The 20,078-nt window shown below is 68.8% G+C and carries 18 protein-coding genes; 8 read left to right on the forward strand and 10 right to left on the reverse strand.

What is annotated here, in order from left to right; genetic code table 11:
* Nucleotides 1-6 precede the first annotated feature (6 nt).
* Together MEU52_RS09930 and MEU52_RS09935 are read right to left on the reverse strand one after the other, a co-directional pair.
* Entirely contained in the window at nucleotides 7-669 is a 663-nt protein-coding gene (locus MEU52_RS09930) for a class I SAM-dependent methyltransferase (RefSeq protein WP_238121123.1), read from the reverse strand.
* On the reverse strand, nucleotides 666-1,130 hold the full coding sequence (locus MEU52_RS09935) for an EVE domain-containing protein (RefSeq protein WP_238121124.1): 465 nt from the start codon (nucleotides 1,128-1,130) through the stop codon (nucleotides 666-668). Before MEU52_RS09935 ends, MEU52_RS09930 begins: the two co-directional genes overlap by 4 nt.
* Before the next feature lie 224 nt (nucleotides 1,131-1,354).
* On the opposite strand from MEU52_RS09935, the gene MEU52_RS09940 reads away from it, so the two are divergent.
* On the forward strand, nucleotides 1,355-1,654 hold the full coding sequence (locus MEU52_RS09940; protein ID WP_238121125.1) for an antibiotic biosynthesis monooxygenase family protein: 300 nt from the start codon (nucleotides 1,355-1,357) through the stop codon (nucleotides 1,652-1,654).
* 81 nt (nucleotides 1,655-1,735) lie between these two features.
* Here MEU52_RS09940 and MEU52_RS09945 read toward each other — a convergent pair whose 3' ends face one another.
* The 4 genes from MEU52_RS09945 to hemC all read right to left on the reverse strand — a co-directional run bounded on the left by MEU52_RS09945 (nucleotide 1,736) and on the right by hemC (nucleotide 6,844).
* Nucleotides 1,736-3,466 (reverse strand): heme biosynthesis protein HemY, encoded by a 1,731-nt coding sequence (locus MEU52_RS09945; RefSeq protein WP_238121126.1) that lies wholly within the window; start codon nucleotides 3,464-3,466, stop codon nucleotides 1,736-1,738.
* Nucleotides 3,463-5,025, reverse strand: coding sequence for a hypothetical protein (locus MEU52_RS09950; RefSeq protein ID WP_238121127.1), 1,563 nt, complete (start codon nucleotides 5,023-5,025; stop codon nucleotides 3,463-3,465). The genes MEU52_RS09945 and MEU52_RS09950 overlap by 4 nt, the downstream gene beginning before the upstream one ends.
* Before the next feature lie 84 nt (nucleotides 5,026-5,109).
* Complete coding sequence (locus tag MEU52_RS09955) at nucleotides 5,110-5,808, reverse strand: uroporphyrinogen-III synthase (protein WP_238121128.1); 699 nt, start codon at nucleotides 5,806-5,808, stop codon at nucleotides 5,110-5,112.
* Nucleotides 5,809-5,866: 58 nt separating this feature from the next.
* Nucleotides 5,867-6,844, reverse strand: a complete 978-nt coding sequence (gene hemC, locus MEU52_RS09960) for a hydroxymethylbilane synthase (RefSeq protein WP_238121129.1) — start codon at nucleotides 6,842-6,844, stop codon at nucleotides 5,867-5,869.
* An 87-nt stretch (nucleotides 6,845-6,931) separates the two neighbouring features.
* Between hemC and tsaD the strand changes: the two genes are divergently transcribed.
* Both tsaD and MEU52_RS09970 read left to right on the forward strand, forming a co-directional pair.
* The gene (gene tsaD / locus MEU52_RS09965; RefSeq protein WP_238121130.1) at nucleotides 6,932-8,002 is read left to right on the forward strand and encodes a tRNA (adenosine(37)-N6)-threonylcarbamoyltransferase complex transferase subunit TsaD; all 1,071 of its coding nucleotides are present in this window, start codon (nucleotides 6,932-6,934) and stop codon (nucleotides 8,000-8,002) included.
* Nucleotides 8,003-8,004: 2 nt separating this feature from the next.
* A complete protein-coding gene (locus MEU52_RS09970) occupies nucleotides 8,005-8,985 on the forward strand; it encodes an NAD(P)H-dependent glycerol-3-phosphate dehydrogenase (protein ID WP_238121131.1) in 981 nt (326 codons plus the stop codon).
* 3 nt (nucleotides 8,986-8,988) lie between these two features.
* Here MEU52_RS09970 and MEU52_RS09975 read toward each other — a convergent pair whose 3' ends face one another.
* Complete coding sequence (locus tag MEU52_RS09975; protein ID WP_238121132.1) at nucleotides 8,989-9,750, reverse strand: YkgJ family cysteine cluster protein; 762 nt, start codon at nucleotides 9,748-9,750, stop codon at nucleotides 8,989-8,991.
* A 237-nt stretch (nucleotides 9,751-9,987) separates the two neighbouring features.
* On the opposite strand from MEU52_RS09975, the gene lepA reads away from it, so the two are divergent.
* Nucleotides 9,988-11,793: a translation elongation factor 4 gene (gene lepA, locus MEU52_RS09980; RefSeq protein WP_238121133.1), complete on the forward strand. Its 1,806-nt coding sequence runs from the start codon at nucleotides 9,988-9,990 to the stop codon at nucleotides 11,791-11,793.
* Nucleotides 11,794-11,852: 59 nt separating this feature from the next.
* Here lepA and MEU52_RS09985 read toward each other — a convergent pair whose 3' ends face one another.
* From MEU52_RS09985 to MEU52_RS09995, 3 genes are all read right to left on the reverse strand, one after another.
* On the reverse strand, nucleotides 11,853-13,097 hold the full coding sequence (locus MEU52_RS09985) for a PepSY-associated TM helix domain-containing protein (RefSeq protein ID WP_238121134.1): 1,245 nt from the start codon (nucleotides 13,095-13,097) through the stop codon (nucleotides 11,853-11,855).
* Between the two features lie 5 nt (nucleotides 13,098-13,102).
* Nucleotides 13,103-15,256: a TonB-dependent siderophore receptor gene (locus MEU52_RS09990; RefSeq protein ID WP_238121135.1), complete on the reverse strand. Its 2,154-nt coding sequence runs from the start codon at nucleotides 15,254-15,256 to the stop codon at nucleotides 13,103-13,105.
* Nucleotides 15,257-15,549: 293 nt separating this feature from the next.
* Nucleotides 15,550-16,059: a hypothetical protein gene (locus MEU52_RS09995; RefSeq protein WP_238121136.1), complete on the reverse strand. Its 510-nt coding sequence runs from the start codon at nucleotides 16,057-16,059 to the stop codon at nucleotides 15,550-15,552.
* A gap of 426 nt (nucleotides 16,060-16,485) precedes the next feature.
* Between MEU52_RS09995 and groES the strand changes: the two genes are divergently transcribed.
* From groES to MEU52_RS10015, 4 genes are all read left to right on the forward strand, one after another.
* The gene (gene groES / locus MEU52_RS10000; protein ID WP_238121137.1) at nucleotides 16,486-16,773 is read left to right on the forward strand and encodes a co-chaperone GroES; all 288 of its coding nucleotides are present in this window, start codon (nucleotides 16,486-16,488) and stop codon (nucleotides 16,771-16,773) included.
* A 51-nt stretch (nucleotides 16,774-16,824) separates the two neighbouring features.
* Nucleotides 16,825-18,471 carry a chaperonin GroEL gene (gene groL / locus MEU52_RS10005; RefSeq protein WP_238121138.1) on the forward strand — a complete coding sequence of 549 codons (1,647 nt, stop codon included), beginning with the start codon at nucleotides 16,825-16,827 and terminating at the stop codon, nucleotides 18,469-18,471.
* Between the two features lie 201 nt (nucleotides 18,472-18,672).
* On the forward strand, nucleotides 18,673-18,999 hold the full coding sequence (locus MEU52_RS10010; RefSeq protein ID WP_238121414.1) for an ArsR/SmtB family transcription factor: 327 nt from the start codon (nucleotides 18,673-18,675) through the stop codon (nucleotides 18,997-18,999).
* Nucleotides 19,000-19,052: 53 nt separating this feature from the next.
* Nucleotides 19,053-20,063, forward strand: coding sequence for a permease (locus MEU52_RS10015; RefSeq protein ID WP_238121415.1), 1,011 nt, complete (start codon nucleotides 19,053-19,055; stop codon nucleotides 20,061-20,063).
* Nucleotides 20,064-20,078 lie beyond the last annotated feature (15 nt).

A 20,078-nucleotide genomic window follows, 5' to 3' on the forward strand; every position in this document is an offset into this window, starting at 1 on the left:
GCGTGGTCACGCCGGGGCGCGGGGCCGCCACACGCTGGTGTGCTTGATCTCCATGTCTTCCAGCTCGCGGGTCATCGGCACCCGATATTCGGCGATGCGCTCCAGCGTCTCCTTGGGCAGATAGGTGCGGCCGGGATCGCCGATCAGCACCCGCGCCCCGCGCCGCGCCAGGGCGCTGAGCCAGCCATGGACTCGCTCCGCCAGCTCGCGCTCATAGCTGATGTCGCCGGCCAGCACCGTGTCCCAGCCCGCGTCGCGGCCGATCAGGTCCTCGCCCACCGGGGTGAGCGCCACGCCGTTGGCGTCGCCGTTCAAGGCGATGGCCGAGAGGGCGAACGGGTCGATATCCGCGCAATCCACCTCAAGCGCGCCGGCCTTCATGGCGGCGATGCCCACCAGCCCGGAGCCAGAGGCGAAATCCAGCACGCGCCCGCCGGCCACCAATTCCGGATGGTCCAGCACATGACGCGCCAGCGCCTGGCCGCCGGCCCAGGCGAACGCCCAGAAGGGCGGCGGCAGGCCGAGCTCGCCCAGCTCTTCCTCGGTGCGATGCCAGATGGGCACCGCCTCGTCCGCCACATGCAGCGAGATTTCCGGAACCAGGGGAACAGGCCGCAGCCGGGTCTCGGCGCGGATGAAGGCGACGGGGTCCTTGATGCGCCCGCTCACGCCTTGCCCGCCAAACCACCCCCAGAAACACCTCCCGAAACACCTCCCGAAACACCTCCCATGGCGCACAGCAGGGCCCATTCCTCATCGGTCACCGGCTGCACGGAAAGCCGAGAATATTTGATGAGGGCCATCTCCTGAAAGCGCGGATCGGCCTTGATGGTGGCAAGGCTGATGGGGGTCTTCAGCGGCTCCACCGCCTTGAGGTCCACCATCACGAACTTGCCGGAGGGGTCGGAGGGGTCAGGATAGGCCTCCTTGATGACCTCGACGATGCCGACGATCTCCTTGCCCTCGTTGGAATGGTAGAAGAAGCCGGTGTCGCCCAGTCTCATGGCCAGCATCTGCTGCTTGGCGAGGTGGTTGCGCACCCCATCCCAATGGGTGCCCTTGGCGCCGGCCTTCACCTGCATGTCCCAGGACCATTTGAAGGGTTCGGATTTGTAGAGCCAATGGGCCATGGGCGCGCTCGAAAGGTTTGTGAAATGAACCTTGCGGGTGTGCCGCGTCGCGCCGGAGTTGGCAAGGGGGCTTGGCAAGGGGGCTTGGCAAGGGGGCTTGGCAGTAGCTTTGGCAATCCCGTCGGCAAGCGGATGAGCGGGGGGTCACGGCGTGGTTGGCGGAACAGGCTGGTGGTGTAAGAGGGGGCGCCGCTTGGGCAGGGTCACAACACGAGGAGCGCAGGATGATTCTTGAGATCGCCACCATCGAGGTGAAGGACGGCGCGAGCGCCGACTTTGAAGCGGCCGTGCGGGCCGCCACCCCCTGCTTCCAGCGCGCGCGGGGCTGCAAGGGCCTGGCGCTGCGCCGCTCGGTGGAACAGCCCAACCGCTATTTTCTGGTGGTGACCTGGGAGACCCTGGAGGACCACACGGTGCATTTTCGCAATTCGCCGGACTTCCAGGAATGGCGGCAGCTGGCCGGCCCGTTCATGGCGGCGCCGCCCAGCGTCGAGCACAACACCCTGGCGCTCACCGCTTTCTAACGCCGGTTGAGGCGCGGCTGCGCGGCCCGATCCAACACGGGTCCGACCGACCCCGGAGGACGGCCGCCGGGGTCGGTCCGGTCACAGACCAAACAGGCGGCGGGGCGCCGGGGCAGGCTCGGCATCCGCCGTCTCCGGGCCGGGATCATCCGGCAGGGGCGGCATGGCGATGACCGGGTCGCTCTCCTTCGCGCGCTCCGCCGGCCGAGCCTTGAGCGCCACCTGCGCCGGGGTCGCGCCCACCACATCAATGGTGTGCGGCGCCGGCCCGGCGCCGGGGGCCACGGCGGGAGCCGCAGAAGGGGCCACAGAGGGCGCCACGGCGGGAGTGACAGGGGTGGTCGGCTGAGCGGTGGGCTCCACGGACGCCGGCATTTCCGGTTCTGCCGCCAGGGCGGCTTCCAGGGCGCGCGCCTGGGCTTCCGCCTGCGCCTCGGCCTCGGCCGCCTGCACCCGGGCCTGCTCGCTGGCGCGCACGGCGGCGATGGCTGCCATCACCCGTTCGGCGCCATGCTCCAGCACCGGGGTCGAGGCGACGCCCGGTGGCACCGTCCAGGTGAAGGCATCCAGCTTGCCGGTGACCGGGGAGATGGGTTGCCACTGGTCGGCGATCACCCCATCGGCGATCCACGCCGGGTCGCGGGCGGCATTGACGGCCCGCGCGGTCCACTCACGGGCCTTGCCGATATCGCCATTCTCGCCGGCCTCCAGCTCCGCCATCAGCAGGCACACCCGCTGGGTAGGCGCCTCCAGCAGCGGCTGCAGGGTCTTGCGGGCCTCGCCATATTCATGGGCATCGAGGCAGGCGCGGGCCAGGGCGACGGCGCTCTCGGGATGGTGGGGCGCCTTGGCCACCAGCAGCCGGACCCGCTTCAGCCGATCCAGGGCCGCGTCTCCGGGGCGCAGGTGGGCCTCCACCTCAGCCAGTTCCGGATGGGGGTTGGCGGCATAGGCGGCTTCCACCACCTTGGCGGCCTTTTTCAATTCACCGGCGGCACCCATCAGGCGGCCGGCACAGGCGGCGGCGGGCACCAGCGTGGGGGCGAGACGCACCGCTTCCTGCGCCAGTTCGCGCGCCACCAGCGGGTCGGCCTGCTCCAGGGCCAGGGCCTCGGCGGTCAGCAGCACCGCCCGGCGGCGGCGATATTGCGCCTTGTCGATGCCCTTCTGCGCCATCTGCCGTTCCAGCACGGTGCGGGCGGCGCGAAAATCCCCGGCGGCGCAATGGGCCTCGATGACCGCGTCGGCCGCCCAGCCCAGGGTTGGGGCCTCGGCCGCCGCCTCGGCTGCGATGACGGCAGCGGCGGCGCGATCGCCGGCCTTGCGGGCTTCCATGTGCAGGCCGCGCAGACCCAGCAGGCGGGTCGGCGGATATTTCGCCATGGTTTCGAAGGCGGCCACGGCCACCTCGGGATTGTTGTCGAACTGGGCGGTCTGGGCCGCCAGAAGGTGCGTGAGCGGCTCGTGGGGCAGCAGCCGGGCCGCATCGCTGCACGCCTTGCGGGCGGCGGTGGCATCGCCGCTGCCGATGGCGATGAGGCCCTGGGTGAGCGCCCGCCAGCCCTGTTCGCGCCGGCGCCGGCCGGAAAGGGCGGCCACCAGCCGCGGCGAGTTGATGAGGAAGGCGATCAGCCGCCACAGGGCCAGCATCACCCCGGTGACCACGGCGATGACGGCGAGCGCCACCGGAATGGTGGTGTCGACGCGCCAGCCCTGCCACACCAGGGAAATCTCCCCCGGTCGGTCGGCAATCCAGGACGCGCCGAAGGCCAGGGCCGCGAGCAGGGCGAGGAAGAAGACGAGACGGATCACGGCGCTTTCCCCGAAATGCTGGCGAGGGACTGCTGATAAAGCGCGGCGGCCGCGTCCAGCGCGCGCAGCCGCAGGTCCATCTGCGCGACGATGGGGGCGAGCTTGGCCGACACCGCCGGCGGCATCTGCCGCAGCAGCGTCAGGGCGCCGGCCAGATCACCGGTGCGCACCGCCACCACGGCACGGCCGAGGGTGGTGCGCGCGGCGTCCACATCGGGCCCGTCGGCGGGGCGGATCTTCACCAGCGTCTGCGCGCTCGACAGGAAGCGGGTCATCAGCGAGGCATCGGCGGGCGCGGCCTCGGGTGCTGGCGTGAGGGCGTCGAGGCTGGCGTTGCCGGTGGCGGCCAGGGTGTCGGCCAGCTTCGCCAGGGTGGGGAAGCCGCCTGCGGCCTGACCGGCGAACGGCTCCAGCGCCGCCGCCCGCGGGCCGAGCAAGGCCTGCGCCGCCGCCAGTTCCGGAGCGAACGGCCGGCCCGTCTCCAGCGCCGCCTTCAGGCTGCCCAGCACCACCAGGCTCGCCGCCGCGCGGTTGGTGGCAGCGGCCGCATCGGCGGCGTTCAGCGCTTCCTTGCGGGCTTCGTCGATGCGCGCACCCATGAGATCGATGCGCGGTCCGAGGCCCTGGGCCTGCTGGGCCGCCACGGTGGCGGCGGCCACGGCGGTCTTCAGGCTCTCCTGTCCCGCCTGCAGCGCCTCTTCGGCGCCCTTGAGGGCGGTGACGCGGGCATCGAGGGCGCCAAGGGCGGTCTCCGCCTTGCCGACGGCGCTCTTGAGCGCATCCATCTGCGGCGTCAGGTCCGGTCCCGACGCGGCGGGCGGCGCCGGCGCGTCTTTCAGGGCCGCCAGGGCACTGTCCGCGGTGGCGAGGCGCGCGTCGATCTGGTCGAGCCGTCCGGCCAGCGCCGCCAGCCGCTGCGGATCGGCGCCCGGGCGAGCTTCCAGCGCCGCCATGCGGGCGGTCAGCGGGCCGAGGTCCACCGTCGGCGCGGCGGGCTGGTGGTGAATGAGGGAATAGGCAAGGCCACCGCCCGCGCCGGCCCCGCCCAACAGGCCGAGCACCAGCGCCGCCAGCACCGTGCCCGCCCCCGAGCGCCCTTTGGGCGCGGCGGGCGGGGCCGAGGCGCCGGCTTTCGCCTCCGCCTTGCTGTCGTCCTTGACGGCCGCCTTGGCCGTGTCCTTCGGCGCATCCTTGGGTGCCGCCGTGCCGGTCGGCGGCACGCTGGCGCGGGTGTCCGCGGGCTTCGCCTCTGAAGCCTTGGTGCTCGTGGCTTTGGTATCCGTGGCTTTGGTATCCGTGGCCTTGGTATCCGTGGCCTTGGTTTCGGCCGCCGGCTTGCCGTCGGATTTCGTCGCGGCGCCACCCGTGGTTGCGGGGGCGGGCGAATCGACAGGGGCCGCGCGGCCGGCGTTTTCGGGCGCCGATGCGGATGTGGCCGAATCGGCCACGGTGCCCGCCACAGGCTCGCTCTTCAGCTCCTGCGCCTTCAGATCGAGGGTTGGCGGGGTGCGGGGGCGGCGGGACTGTGCGCCCGCCGCATTCGGATCATCGCTCGCCATGGGCCTCCTCGTGGGTCGCATCCGCCTGTGGACTCGGATAGACCGCCGGGCGTCCCATCGCAACCTCTGGCGGTCCGGGCGGGGTCAGAACAGCGCGAACAGGGCGTCCTCATTGGGGGCGCCGGCGGCCTCGATGGCGAAGCCCGCGCGCACCAGTGGCCCGCCCACCTGTTCGGACAGGCAGAACTCCCGCACCCCGGCCAATTGCCGGGTGAGCCCGGCCTTGGCCACGCACTCCAGCAGGGTCTTCACCGTGCGCTGGGAAAAATGCAGGGCCGCGTTGATCTGTCCCGCCTCCAGCGCCGCCCGCGCGTCCTCGGAGAGGGCATCGGCCGGCTGGGCCGCATAGATGATGGTGAGCACCAGCTGGAGACCCGGCGCCTTCAAGAGTTCGGCGAGGTCGGTGGCGCGGTCCTCGCCCGCCGGGTTCAGCACCCGCGCGCCCTTGGGCAGGGCCTCCGCCAGGCGGATGGCGAGGGCGCTGGCATTGCCTTCGCAATCGGTCACCTGGGTGAAGCCGGCGGTGCGCGCCTCCCTCGCGGTGCGCGATCCCACCGCAAAGGCCGGCAGATGGAACAGGCCCGGCCCCTCCGGATGGGCGGCGAACGCCTTCACTCCGTTGATGGAGGTGAAGGCCACCGCCTCGAACGGCCCGGCCGGCAGCGGCTCCCGGGTGGGGGCGATGCGCAGCATGGGGTCCACGGTCGCGTCATGGCCGAGCGCCCGCAGGCGGGCGGCGGTCTGGGAGGCGGCGGGTTCCGGGCGGGTGATGAGAAAGTGCATGGTTCGTGTCTCCGGCTCGTTTCTCCGGCGCGTGTCTCCGAATGGCCCCCTTCGGCCCCTAGAGGCCGAGGGCGCGGGCCGGGGCGCTGTCGCGCAGCCGCAGGCCGCAGCGGGTGCCGAGGGCGGCGGCCTCGGCCACTGGCGCCGCCTCCTCGGTCTCGGCGGCATCGGAGCCGTCGAGCGCGAGCACCAGGCCGGCGAGCCGCACCCGCTCGCCGTCCACGGTGGCAAGCCCGGCGATGGGGGTGCGGCATGAGCCGTCGAGGGCCGCGAGGAAGGCCCGCTCGGCCGTGACGGCGATGCCGGTGGCGCGGCAGGCGATGGCGGCGACCGCCGCATTGCTCTCCGCATCCGCCACGCGGCATTCGATGGCCACCGCCCCCTGGCCCACCGCCGGCAGGAAATCGCAGGTGTCCAGCACCGCGCTCGCCTCATGGGCCAGGCCGAGGCGGGTGAGGCCGGCCAGCGCCAGCAGGGTGCCGTCGAAATCCCCTTCGCGCACCCGGGCGAGGCGGGTGTGGACGTTGCCGCGCAGCAGCTCCACCTTCAGATCCGGCCGCAGACGCTTGAGCTGGGCCGCTCGCCGCAGGGACGCGGTGCCGACCTTGGCGCCGGGGCCAAGATCGGCGAGGCAGCTGCCGTGCTTGAGGATCAGCGCGTCGCGCACGTCGGCGCGGGGCAGGTAGCCGGCGAGGTGCAGGCCCGCCGGCAGCTCGGTGGCCACATCCTTGGTAGAATGCACGGCAAGGTCGATACGCCCGTCGAGCAGCGCGTCCTCGATCTCCTTGGTGAAGAGCCCCTTGCCGCCGGCCTCGGAGAGCGCGCGGTCCTGGATGCTGTCGCCGGTGGTGCGGATGATCTCGATGGCGATGGCCTCCGCCGGCATCTTCAGCGCGGCGGCGAGGGCGGCCTGCACCGCATGGGCCTGCCAGAGCGCCAGCGGGCTACCGCGGGTGCCGATGCGCAGCCGGGCCGGGCCGCTTTTCGCGGGGGACGACGGGGCGGGCGAGGTGAGAGTGTTCGTGTCTGCGCTCATGGGCGCGTACAATGCCCCTGGGAATCAAAATGGGGTAGAGCGGCGTTCCGGCGCAGCGTCCGCCGGCCGTGAGGGAGTGAAAACAGCGTGGCGGATCTTCTCGTTCTCGGCATCGAGACCACTTGCGACGAGACCTCCGCCGCCGTGGTGGCCCGCTCGCCCTCCGGCGCCAGCGACATCCGCTCCAACGTGGTGCGCTCGCAGATCTCCATTCACTCGCCTTATGGCGGCGTGGTGCCCGAGATCGCCGCCCGCGCCCATGTGGAAATCCTCGATCACGTGATCGCCGAGGCCATGCGGCAGGCGAACCTGTCGTTCCCCGAGCTGTCGGGCATCGCCGCCGCCGCCGGGCCGGGGCTCATCGGCGGCGTCATCGTCGGCCTCACCACCGCCAAGGCGCTGGCGCTGGCGGCCCGCAAGCCCCTGGTGGCGGTGAACCATCTGGAAGCGCACGCGCTCACGGCGCGGCTCACCGACGGCGTCGCCTTCCCCTATCTGCTGCTGCTGGTCTCCGGCGGCCACACCCAGCTTCTGGCAGTGGAGGACGTGGGCCGCTACACCCGGCTCGGCACCACTTTGGATGACGCGGTGGGTGAGGCCTTTGACAAGGTGGCGAAGATGCTGAGCCTGCCCTATCCCGGCGGGCCGCAGGTGGAGGCCCAGGCGGCGCGCGGCTATGCCGGCCGCTTCGCCTTTCCCCGCCCCATGATGGGCCGGCGCGAGCCGGATTTTTCCCTCTCCGGCCTGAAAACCGCGGTGCGGCTGGAGGCGGAGAAGCTCGCCCCCCTGACCGATGACGATGTGGCGGACCTGTGCGCCGGCTTCCAGGCGGCGGTGGTGGACGTGATCGTCGACCGGGTGAAGGCCGGCGCCCGCGCCTTCCGCGATCGGCTGGGGCGCGGCCCCACGGCGCTGGTGGTGGCGGGGGGCGTGGCCGCCAATGGCGCCATTCGCGAAAGCCTTGCCCGCGTCGCGGCCGAGCTCAACACCCGCTTTGCCATGCCGGCCCCCGATCTGTGCACCGACAACGGCGCCATGATCGCCTGGGCGGGGGCCGAGCGGCTCTCCCGCGGCATGCATGATCCGCTGACGGTGAGCCCCCGCGCCCGCTGGCCGCTCGATCCCGCTGCCGCCGCCTCGGCCCACGCCCGGGCCTGACGGTGACCCGCTTTTCCACCATCGGTGTGGTGGGTGCCGGGGCCTGGGGCACCGCGCTCGCCAATGCGGCGGCCCGCGCCGGGCGCGACGTGGTGCTCTATGCCCGCGATGGCGCGCAGGTGGCGCAGATGGTGGCGGCGCGCGAGAACCGCGCGGCGCTGCCCGGCATCGCCCTCGATGCGCGGGTGACGCCCAGCGCCGATCTGGCGCAGGCGGCGGGCTGCGATGCGGTGCTGCTGGTGGTGCCGGCGCAGGCATGCCGGGTGGTGGCCCGGGCGCTGGCGCCGATGATGGCGCCGGGCACGCCGGTGGTGTCCTGCGCCAAGGGCATTGAGCGCGGCAGCCGCGCCTTTGTTACCGAGGCCATTGCCGCCGAGGCGCCGGCGGCGATGCCGGCGGTGCTCTCTGGCCCCAGCTTCGCCAGCGACGTGGCGGCGGGCCTGCCCACGGCGGTGACCCTGGCCAGCGCCGATGCCACGCTCGCGCAGGCGTTGTGCGCGGCCCTGGGCTCCTCCACCTTCCGGCTCTACCACTCCACCGACGTGCGCGGGGTGGAGATTGGCGGCGCCACCAAGAATGTGCTGGCCATTGCCGCCGGCATCGTCGCCGGGCGGCATCTGGGCGCGAGTGCCGGGGCAGCGCTGGTGGCCCGCGGCTTTGCCGAGCTGACGCGCTTTGCCCGGGCCTATGGGGCGCGGGGAGAGACCATGGCCGGCCTCTCGGGCCTCGGCGATCTCATCCTCACCACCTCCGGCCCGCAATCCCGCAACTTCGCCTTCGGCGCGGCGCTGGGCGCGGGCACGGCGACGCCGGCCAAGCTGGCGGAAGGCGCCTTCACCGCCAGCGTGCTGGTGGAAATGGCGGCTCTGAAAGGCGTCGACATGCCGGTGAGCGCCGCTGTCGACGCCGTGCTGCAGCAGCGCTTGTCCATCGACGCCGCCATCGAGGCCCTGATGACCCGCCCGCAGAAGGCGGAAGGGTAGGGTTCAGTTCTTCAGCCGGTCGAAGGTGTGTTCCATTTCGTCGCGGCTTACGGCGTCGAGGGCCACGGGGGCGAAGGGGTCGCCGCCGGCGGCGAACTCGGCTTCGGCTTCCGGATGGGCGAGGGCGATCTTCAGGGCCGCCACCAGGTCATAAAGGCCCCAGGCATAGCCGGTGTCGCGCATGGCCGATTGCAGGGCGTTCTGCACCAGCGCCCGCACGGTGCGGTGGGGCTCGGAGACCGGCACCTCTTCCGCCCCGCCCTCAAGCGCGGAGACGCAGGCGTCTTCGTTGAACGAGGCGTGGCCACGGCAGGCCATGGGCCGCACCGGATAGATGACGCAGATCCCTTCCGCCAGGAACGGGCATTCGCGCACCAGCGCCATGGGCCGCACCTTGCCCGAGGGCTCGACGAAATCGGCGGCGGTGGTGAGCCGGTCCACGAGGTCGATGCCCACAGACTTGAAGCCGGTGGCCATGGCGCGTACGTAGCGGGCCACCATCAGCACTTCCGGCGCAGTGGCCGCCACCAGGATCTGGCAGCAGGTGCCGCAGCCCTTGCGGCAGGCGAGGGCCGGCAGGCCAAGGGTCTGATCCTCCACATTGCGCTCGAAAGAGGTGAAGGCCTGCATCCAGATGCGGTCGATGAGGTCGGCCTGCGCCTTGTGGCCGGCGAGGGTGGCGACAAAGCCCTGGTGTTGGGCCTTGAAGAAGGCCACGGGGCCTGAGGATTCGGCGGGCGCGGCCGCGCTCTCGGCAATGGACACCGCAAACCTCCAAAAAATCAGTCAATCCGGCAAACGTGATCAAACATCACGTCCCATCGGGCGCAGGACCGCATTGAGCTGGAACAAGCTATGTCCCAATGGAAATAGCGGACAAGTGCGGGAAACTGCGTAGGCGGGCGGCGCGCCCCTGGCGATAGCCGTGGAGGGCGGGGCGCGCGAGCGCGCGGCGGTGAACGGCGCCTTGTGGCCGCCCCTGGCCGGTGCTATGCGGCGCGGATGACCGCCAGCGCCCAGAAGAACATCCGCAACTTTTCCATCGTCGCCCATATCGACCATGGGAAGTCGACCCTCGCCGACCGCCTGATCCAGATCACCGGCGGGCTCTCCGAGCGCGAGATGACCGACCAGGTGCTCGATTCCATGGATATCGAGCGCGAGCGCGGCATCACCATCAAGGCGCAGACGGTCCGCCTCTCCTATAAGGCGCACGATGGGGAGACCTATACGCTGAACCTCATCGACACCCCCGGGCACGTGGACTTCGCCTATGAGGTGAACCGCTCGCTGGCGGCGGTGGAAGGTTCGCTCCTGGTGGTGGACGCCTCCCAGGGGGTGGAGGCGCAGACCCTGGCCAACGTCTACCAGGCCATCGACAACAATCACGACATCGTGCCGGTGCTCAACAAGGTGGACCTGCCCGCCGCCGAGCCGGAAAAGGTGAAGGCGCAGATCGAGGACGTGATCGGCCTCGATGCCTCCGGCGCCATCGGCATCTCCGCCAAGACCGGTCTCAATGTGGACCAGGTGCTGGAAGCCATCGTCACCAAGCTGCCGCCGCCCATGGGCGACCGCGCGGCGCCGCTGAAGGCGCTGTTGGTGGACAGTTGGTACGACACCTATCTCGGCGTGGTGGTGCTGGTGCGCATCATCGACGGCGTGCTGAAGAAGGGCCAGCGCATCAAGATGATGGGCTCGGGCGCGGTCTATGATGTGGACCGGGTGGGCGTGTTCACCCCCAAGATGGTGGCCATGGCCGAGCTCGGCCCCGGCGAGATCGGCTTTCTCACCGGCTCCATCAAGGAAGTGGCCGATACCCGCGTCGGCGACACCATCACCGAGGACAAGCGCCCCTGCGCCGAGGCCCTGCCGGGCTTCAAGCCGGCCCAGCCGGTGGTGTTCTGCGGCCTGTTCCCGGTGGATGCTGCGGATTTCGAGGACCTGCGCGCCGCCATGGGCAAGCTGCGCCTCAACGACGCCAGCTTCTCCTTCGAGATGGAGACCTCGGCCGCGCTGGGCTTCGGCTTCCGCTGCGGGTTTCTGGGCCTGTTGCACCTGGAGATCATCCAGGAGCGGCTGGAGCGCGAGTTCAACCTCGATCTCATCGCCACCGCCCCCTCGGTCATCTACGAAATCCAGATGACCGACGATACGGTGATCGACCTGCACAATCCGGCCGACATGCCGGATGTGGTGAAGATCTCCGAGATCCGCGAGCCGTGGATCCGTGCCACCATCATGACGCCGGACGAGTATCTCGGCGCGGTGCTGAAGCTTTGCCAGGACCGGCGCGGCAACCAGATCGAGCTCACCTATGTGGGCGCGCGCGCCATGGTGACGTACGACCTGCCGCTGAACGAGGTGGTGTTCGACTTCTACGACCGGCTGAAGTCCATCTCCAAGGGCTATGCCTCGTTCGACTACCAGATCACTGAATATCGCGTCGGCGATCTCGTGAAGATGTCGATCCTGGTGAATGGCGAGCCGGTGGACGCCCTCTCCATGCTGGTGCATCGCACGAGGGCGGAGGCGCGCGGCCGGGTGATGTGCGAGAAGCTGAAGGATCTCATTCCCCAGCATCTGTTCAACATCCCCATCCAGGCCGCCATCGGCGCCAAGATCATCGCCCGCGAGACCATCAAGGCCCTGCGCAAGGACGTGACCGCCAAATGCTACGGCGGCGACATCACGCGAAAGCGCAAGCTGCTGGACAAGCAGAAGGAGGGCAAGAAGAAGATGCGCCAGTTCGGCAAGGTGGAGATCCCCCAGGAAGCCTTTATCGCCGCGCTGAAGATGGACGATTGAGGGCGCCGCCAGTCCCCAGGGCCGCGCGCTGACGCGCCCCGCACGTCAGCCCCTTGAGCTTATCCCCGCTGCGGCACCGGTGCCGCAGCGCCCTGAGCGACCGCCTTCTTCGCCCTCGACCTGCGCCCCGCCCGTTTCATCCACCACACGGCGATGCCGGTGCCGGCGAGCAGGGCGACCACCACGCCGGTGACCGCGATGATGATGCGGCCGGTGAGGCCGAAGATGCGGCCCGAGTGGATGGGATATTGAATCTGCAGGAAGATGTCGCCGGCGGTGCCGACCCCGGGGAGGAAGTCGCCCCTGGGGGCGGCGGTCTCGCCGTCGAAATAGAGCCAGCGGGTGTCCATGGGATCGTCGTGATCGCCGAAGGCGACGCCGAAAATGCCGAAATGGGCGGAATAGAAGATCTCGCTCGGCGGTTCGTCCCAGCCCCGCGCGCGGGCCTCCTTGATGCCCGCCTCCATTGCCACGTCATAGGAGAGGGTGCGATCGCGCAACCGCTCCAGCGGCGCGCCGGAGAGGGGCGTCGGGGTCACTTTCGAGAACAGGGAAACGAGGGGCTCCACCACCTGCGGGCGCAGGTTCATGGTGATGGAGGTGAAGGCCACCACGATCAGCAGCACGAACAGCCACAGGCCGGCGGCCCGGTGCAGGTCGAGATTCAGGCGGAACCGGCTGCCCCCCTTGATGGCGAAGGCCGGTCGCCATTTGGCGAGGAACGGCCGCCCGCGCGGGAAGGTGAGGGCAAGGCCGATGAAGCCGTCGATGAACCACAAGATGGCGACCACCCCCATGAAGAGGATGCCATAGACCCCGGGCAGGCTGAGGTTGTGGTGGAACTCGTAGAGGAACGGCACGAAGTTCAGGCGCGAGAAGCAGCATGCGCCCCATTTCCGCTCGGCCAGGATCGCGCCGCTCACCGGGTCCACGTTGAACCAGTCGGTGGTGAGCTCGGCCTGCTCGCCGGTCTTGGGATCCACCTTGCCGGCGGCCACCGCCAGTACCGCGTGGCCCGGCTCATGGTCGAGCATCATGTACCAGACAGCGCGGTCGGGGGCGCCGGCATCGATGCGCTGCGCCAGGGCCTCCGGCGACAGGGGCGGACCCTCGGCGGTGGCGCGATAGGCGGCCGGGTTCAGCGCGGCATCGATCTCCGCATAGAACGCCAGCACTGCGCCGGTGAGGCCGGCGCAGATGAGGAACACAGCGGTGGCGAGGCCGAGGATGCGGTGGGCCCACACCAGCGCCGGGCGCAGCCCGCCACCGCGTCGCGCCGGAACAGAGGTCGCGGGAGCGCCCATGGCGCTCACCAGCGGTATTTGGCCGAGGCGAGGATGGTGCGCCCCTGCTGCCAATACCAATAGCCCTCATTGTCCAGCGCCTTTTCCTGGTTGAACAGGTTCTTGGCGTTGAGGGCGAACTTCCAGGCGTCCTTTTCGTAATAGAGCGCCGCATCCACCGGGTACTGGGCGGGGTTTTTGTAGGTGTTGTAATTGTCCGAATAGAACTCGCCCAGGTAACGGATGCCGAGGCCGCCGCCGAAGCCCTTCAGGGCGCCGTCCGGCACCATGTATTTCACCCACAGGGACGCCACGTGGGTGGGCATGTTCAGGGGCGTGTTGCCGATGGTCGCGGTGTCGGCGCTGCTGAGGATCTTGCCGGCGGTGTAGGTATAAGCGGCGGTGAGATCGAGTCCCTGGGCCATCTCCACCAGCGCCTCCGCCTCGAACCCGCGCACCCGGATGTCGCCCACCGGGCTGTAGACATAGGAGATGGGGTCGGGAACGGCGTAGTTGGTCTGCTTGATCTGGTAGAGGGAGACGGTGAAGAAGCTGCGCCCGCCCTTGGGCTGGTACTTCACGCCCGCCTCATACTGCTGGCCCTCGGAGGGCTGCAGCAGCTGGCCGGAGGCATCCACATTGCTGGAGGGCAGGAACGAGGTGGCGTAGCTCACATAAGGCGACAGGCCGATGTCGAACTCGTAGAGCAGGCCCGCCTGCCAGGTGAAGGCCTGGTCATCGCGGGAGGCGATGTCGGTGCCATAAGTGAGGCTCGACATGTCCTGGGTGACGAAATCCTGCCGTCCGCCGAGGGTGAGGTGCCAGCCGCCCAGGGTCATCTGGTCCTGCGCATAAAGGCCCAGCTGATTGATGGTCACGCCGATGCGGCTGGTGATGGCCGGGGCGAGGACCTGATTGTCGGCGGTGGGGTTGAGCAGGTTGAGGGGCGAGGCGAAATAGCCGTAGCCATCGCCATAATTGCTGTTGCCCCACAGATAGTCGAGGCCGCCCAGCACCTTGTGCTGGATGGCGCCGGTGGCGAACTTGGCCTCGATCTGGTTGTCGGCCTGGAAGGTATCCAGGGTTTCCTTGTAGTTGGCGGCATAAAGGCCCACCAGCGGCCACGAGACCGCGCCGGTGGGGAACATCCAGTAGCTGTGATTGTCGATATGGCCGTAGCGCACGTTCTGGCGCGCGGTCCAGCTGTCGTTGAAATCGTGCTCCAGCCGGTAGCCCACCTGCTCCTGGGTCTGCTCGATGGCGTTGTAATTGGTCCCCACCGGGATCTTCGTGAGGTGGCCGTTGGGCTGGTAGAAATAGGTGCTGGCGGGCAGCTTGATGTCGAGAATGTCGGCCAGCACCGTGAGGCGGGTGCTGTCGTTCTGGAAGGTCATGGACGGCGCCAGATAGAGCGCGTCGTTGGAATTGAAGGCGGTGTTGCCCTGGGCGTCGCGGCCCACGCCCACCAGGCGGTAGAGCACGCTGCCATCCTCCTTGGCGCGCCCGCCGAGGTCGAACGAGGCCTGCCACCACTGGGGATAGCCGCCCTGCAGCTCCACATTGGCGAAGGGGGTATCCACCGGCATCTTGGAGATGCGGTTGATGAGGCCGCCCGGCACGGTCTGGCCATAGAGCACGCCCGCCGGTCCCTTGATCACGTCGATGCGCTCCAGGCCCTCGGTCTCGGTGCGCCAATAGGCGAAATTGCCGGCCGCCTGGGCGAGCCCGTCGCGGAAATCGCCGCGGGAGGTGACGGAGAAGCCGCGGATATAGATGTCGTCGAAGCGTGGATCATAACCATAGGCGCCGGTGACGACGCCGGACGTGTAGGAGACGGCGTCGATCACATTCTGCACCGCGCGGTCGTCCATCTGCTCGCGGGTGACCACGGAGACGGAGCGGGGCGTCGTGATCAGCGGCGTATCGGTCTTGGTGCCGGCGCCGCTGCGGGTGGCCACATAGCCATCCACCGGGCCCCAGGCGGTGTCGCCGGCGCCTTCCACATTGAGGGTCGGCAGTTCCAGGGGAGAGGCGTCCTGCGCATGGGTCGCGGTGGCGGCGAGCAGCGCACCACCGCCGAGCGCCGTGGCCGCCATCAACCGGCTGAGACGACGAAGGGTGGCTGCCGGGGCGGGGGCGGTCCGGGAGATCGTGGCGGAAGAGAAAAGAATAGCAATCATCTCAATGTCGCTGAATATGTCGAATCCGAGGCGTATTGGTGAGATACGCGATCGATTGATCGACATCAATTCAGTTGGATTGCTTTGAGCTCACATTGAAGCTATTCAATAAAATATAGATCGAAATATTATTATTATAAAATATTATTATCATAATTCAAAGCTGATGCGCGGTGTATGAGCTGAAAACGAAAGCGGCGCCTGAATGGACCCCCGAAGGGGCGCATTCAGGCGCCGATCTCAATCTCAGCAGTGCGCGCGGGACTCAGTGGTCGCGCACGTAGACCGAGGCCTCAGCGGCAGCGCACGTAAACCATGGTGCCGTAGCGCTTGGCCACTTCGGGGTCGACCCAGCGCAGCACCAGCACGTTGCCGTCGAAGCGCATGATCTGGCGGTCGGCCTGGCTGCCGGCGGGCTCGCCGGGCGGGCCGATATAGACGGGACCGCCGGGCACCTGCTTGGACACCACTTCGGTGAGCTTGTTGTCGTCGGCCAGATACATCATCACGCCGCCGTTGGGGCCGGCAGTGATCACATAGGGGTTCGAGCACTGCTCCTTGGCCTGGGCCTCGGTGCGGCCGGCGTCGTCGGGCCGGTGATAGGCGGCAAGGCCCCAGCGGCCCACCAGGCGGTCGGGCGCGATCGGGCTCGTATATTGTGGCGCTGCGGGCGGGGGCGGTTCGGTGGGAGTGGTGCTGCAGGCGGCGAGGGTCAGGGCAAGTGCCGCCGCCATGATTCCGGCCATTGCGGCACGACGATGGTGCGCAGGGCGCACGGTCGGCCGTGCAAGCGTAAGTTTCATGAATAACTCCGTGGCCTTCGCCGTCTCGACTCCGGTCTGCTCCCAGGATCCGCCGTACACCGACGGACGGGCACCGACCATAATGGCTGATTGCTCTCCCGTCGATGCCGCCGCACGCGGAAGACCGGCTGGCGCAGGTGTCGCTTCAGGTGCCGCTTCAGGCGCCCCTCAGGCCCGCCCCCTGGTGCCGTCCGGTGTGCACCACCATATGGCGGCAGGGTTACCGCTTCGTATCCCGCCACCGTTCCTTGCCCATGGCGGTGAAAGCACAGGTGAAGGTGGCGATGAAGTTTGTCGCCGGCGCCTTGACGTGGCCGGAGGGGTTGCTTATCTCCGCGGCGGGCTTGGCACTCTTGTCTTGAGAGTGCCAGCAGCGTTGGGAGCGGCGTTTCGCGCCGCTCATTCTGGTCCGAGAGGAATAGACCCATGGCCTTCCGTCCCCTGCACGACCGCGTCGTCGTCAAGCGCATCGAAGCCGAGCAGAAGACTGCCGGCGGCATCATCATCCCCGATACCGCCAAGGAAAAGCCCCAGGAGGGCGAGGTCATCGCCGTGGGCCCGGGCGCCCGTGACGAGGCCGGCAAGCTCGTTCCCGTCGACCTGAAGGCGGGCGACCGGGTGCTGTTCGGCAAGTGGTCGGGCACCGAGGTGAAGATCGACGGCCAGGACCTCCTCATCATGAAGGAGAGCGACATTCTCGGCGTGATCGGCTGATCGCGAGAGAGTGTCTGAGCCTTTTTCCGCACGTTTCATAAGGAGGCCGTGATGGCTGCCAAAGAAGTCAAGTTTTCTGCCGACGCGCGCGAGAAGCTGCTGCGCGGCGTGGATATCCTCGCCAACGCCGTCAAGGTGACCCTGGGCCCCAAGGGCCGCAACGTGGTCATCGAGAAGTCCTTCGGCGCCCCCCGCATCACCAAGGATGGTGTGTCGGTGGCCAAGGAGATCGAGCTCGAGGACAAGTTCGAGAACCTCGGCGCCCAGCTGGTGCGCGAAGTCGCCTCCAAGACCAATGATCTGGCCGGCGACGGCACCACCACCGCCACCGTGCTGGCCCAGGCCATCGTCAAGGAAGGCGCCAAGGCGGTTGCCGCCGGCATGAACCCGATGGACCTGAAGCGCGGCATCGACCTCGCCGTGGTCGCGGCCCTCAAGGACATCCAGTCCCGCGCCAAGAAGGTCTCCTCCTCCGCCGAGGTGGCCCAGGTCGGCACCATTTCCGCCAACGGTGACTCCTCCATCGGCGAGATGATCGCCGGCGCCATGCAGAAGGTCGGCAACGAGGGTGTCATCACCGTCGAGGAAGCCAAGACCGCCGAGACCGAGCTCGACGTGGTCGAGGGCATGCAGTTCGACCGCGGCTATCTCTCTCCGTACTTCATCACCAATGCGGAGAAGATGATCGCCGACCTGGAAGAGCCCTACATCCTCATCTTCGAGAAGAAGCTCACCGCCCTGCAGCCGATCCTGCCGGTCCTCGAGGCCGTGGTGCAGTCCGGCCGTCCGCTGGTGATCGTCGCCGAGGACGTGGAAGGCGAGGCCCTGGCCACCCTGGTGGTCAACAAGCTGCGCGGCGGCCTGAAGGTGGCTGCGGTCAAGGCGCCCGGCTTCGGTGATCGTCGCAAGGCCATGCTCGAGGATATCGCCATCCTCACCGGCGGCCAGGTGATCTCGGAAGATCTCGGCATCAAGCTCGAGAACGTGACCCTCGCCCAGCTCGGTCGCGCCAAGAAGGTCATCCTTGAGAAGGAAAAGACCACCATCGTGGACGGCGTTGGCGAGAAGGCCGACATCGAGGCCCGCGTCGCCCAGATCAAGGCGCAGATCGAGACCACCACCTCCGACTACGACCGTGAGAAGCTCCAGGAGCGTCTCGCCAAGCTGGCCGGCGGCGTGGCCGTGATCCGCGTGGGCGGCTCCACCGAGGTGGAAGTCAAGGAGAAGAAGGACCGCGTGGACGACGCGCTGAACGCCACCCGCGCTGCGGTGGAAGAAGGCATCGTCCCCGGCGGCGGCGTGGCCCTGCTGCGCGCCAAGGGCGCCGTGGAGGCTCTCACCTCCGACAACGCCGACATCAAGGCCGGCATCAAGATCGTGCTGCGCGCCCTTGAGGCCCCGATCCGCCAGATCGCCGAGAACTCCGGCGTGGAAGGCTCCATCGTGGTGGGCAAGGTGCTCGAGGCCACCGATCCGAACTTCGGCTTCAACGCCCAGACCGAGGAATATGTGGACCTCGTCGCCGCTGGCGTCGTGGACCCGGCCAAGGTGGTGCGCACCGCGCTGCAGGACGCCGGCTCCGTGGCTGGCCTGCTGGTGACCACCGAGGCGCTGGTCGCCGAGCTGCCGAAGAAGGACGCCGGCATGCCGGCGATGCCGGGCGGCGGCATGGGCGGCATGGGCGGTATGGACTTCTGAGGGCACACGCCTTCGGAAGGGTCTAGGCCCTGCCGGCACGTTGAAGAGGGCGCGACCGCAAGGTCGCGCCCTTTTTCTTTGCGCGTGTTTCGCGCGCCGAGCGGGGCCCCGACATTTTCGCCATCCCGCGGCCGAGAGGGCTTGAAGACGCACCGGGTGCCATCTTATATGCGTGAGAACGCATATGCGGATGTAAGCAAGATGGATGTGCCCCAGATCCTCGCCGCCTTGGCGGAGCCCACGCGGCTCGGTGCCATGCAGATCATCTGCGATGGCGGCGAGCATTGTGCCTGCGAGCTGATGGAGCGGCTGGCGGCGACCCAATCGCGCGTGTCCCGCCATATGGGCGTGCTCAAGGCGGCGGGGCTGGTGATCGACCGGCGCGATGCCCAATGGGTGCGCTATCGCCTCCATCCGGATCTGCCGGAAGGCGTGGCGCGGATCCTGGAGGCTGTCGTGGCCGCGGTGGCCCCGCTCTCGTCCGCCCCTTCGGCGCCCCCCCCCGCCACGGGAAGGACCTGCGCATGAGCATCGACACCCTGAACGCGCCGCGCGGGCGCGACACGGGCGCGCCGGCCTGGATGTGGGGCGCCGGAGTGGGGCTGGCGCTGGTCGCCTGGGTGCTGGCCTATAGCCAGCTGGTGCCGTTTTCGGCGTGGCTGGTCTCGCTGCTGCCGGTGGACCCGCAGAGCCGGCTGGGCTCGGCCCTCGCCTTCTTCTTCTATGACACGCCGAAGGTCATTCTGCTGTTGACCCTGGTGGTGTTCGCCATGGGGGTGGTGCGCAGCTATTTCTCGCCGGAGAAGACGCGGGCGCTGCTGGCCGGCAAGTGCGAGGGGCTGGGCAATGTGCTGGCGGCGGGGCTCGGTGTGCTCACACCCTTCTGCTCCTGCTCGGCGGTGCCGCTGTTCATCGGCTTCGTGTCCGCCGGGGTGCCGCTGGGCGTCACTTTCTCCTTCCTCATCGCCGCGCCCATGGTGAACGAGGTGGCCCTGGGGCTGCTGTTCGCTCTGGTGGGCTGGCCGGTGGCGCTGACTTATCTGGCGTTCGGGCTCGCCCTCGCCATCGTCGCCGGCTGGGTCATCGGCCGGCTGAAGCTGGAAGGTTGGCTGCAGGATTGGGTGAAGGAGATCCAGGTTGGCGCGGGTCTGTCGTTGCCGCAGGGGCGGCTGTCCTTTGTTGATCGTCTGAAGCTGGGCCTGGAGGCGGTGCGCGACATCGTCGGCCGGGTGTGGATCTGGATGATCGTCGGCATCGCCGCCGGGGCCTTGATTCATGGCTATGTACCGGCCGAGCTGATGGCGAGGATCATGGGCGCCGATGCCTGGTGGTCGGTGCCGGCGGCGGTGCTGGTGGGCATTCCCATGTACAGCAATGCGGCGGGGGTGATTCCCATTGTCGAGGCGCTGCTGGACAAGGGCGCCGCCCTGGGCACCACCCTCGCCTTCATGATGTCGGTGATCGCTTTGTCGCTGCCGGAGATGATCATTCTGCGCAAGGTGCTCACCTTGCGGCTGATCGCGGTGTTCCTGGCGGTGGTGGGCGGCGGCATCCTGATGGTGGGCTATCTGTTCAACCTGTTGTTTTCCTGATCGAGGGAAGGACGT

It is taken from the genome of Xanthobacter sp. NM-25, assembly GCF_022138605.1.
Classification (GTDB): Bacteria; Pseudomonadota; Alphaproteobacteria; order Rhizobiales; family Xanthobacteraceae; genus Xanthobacter.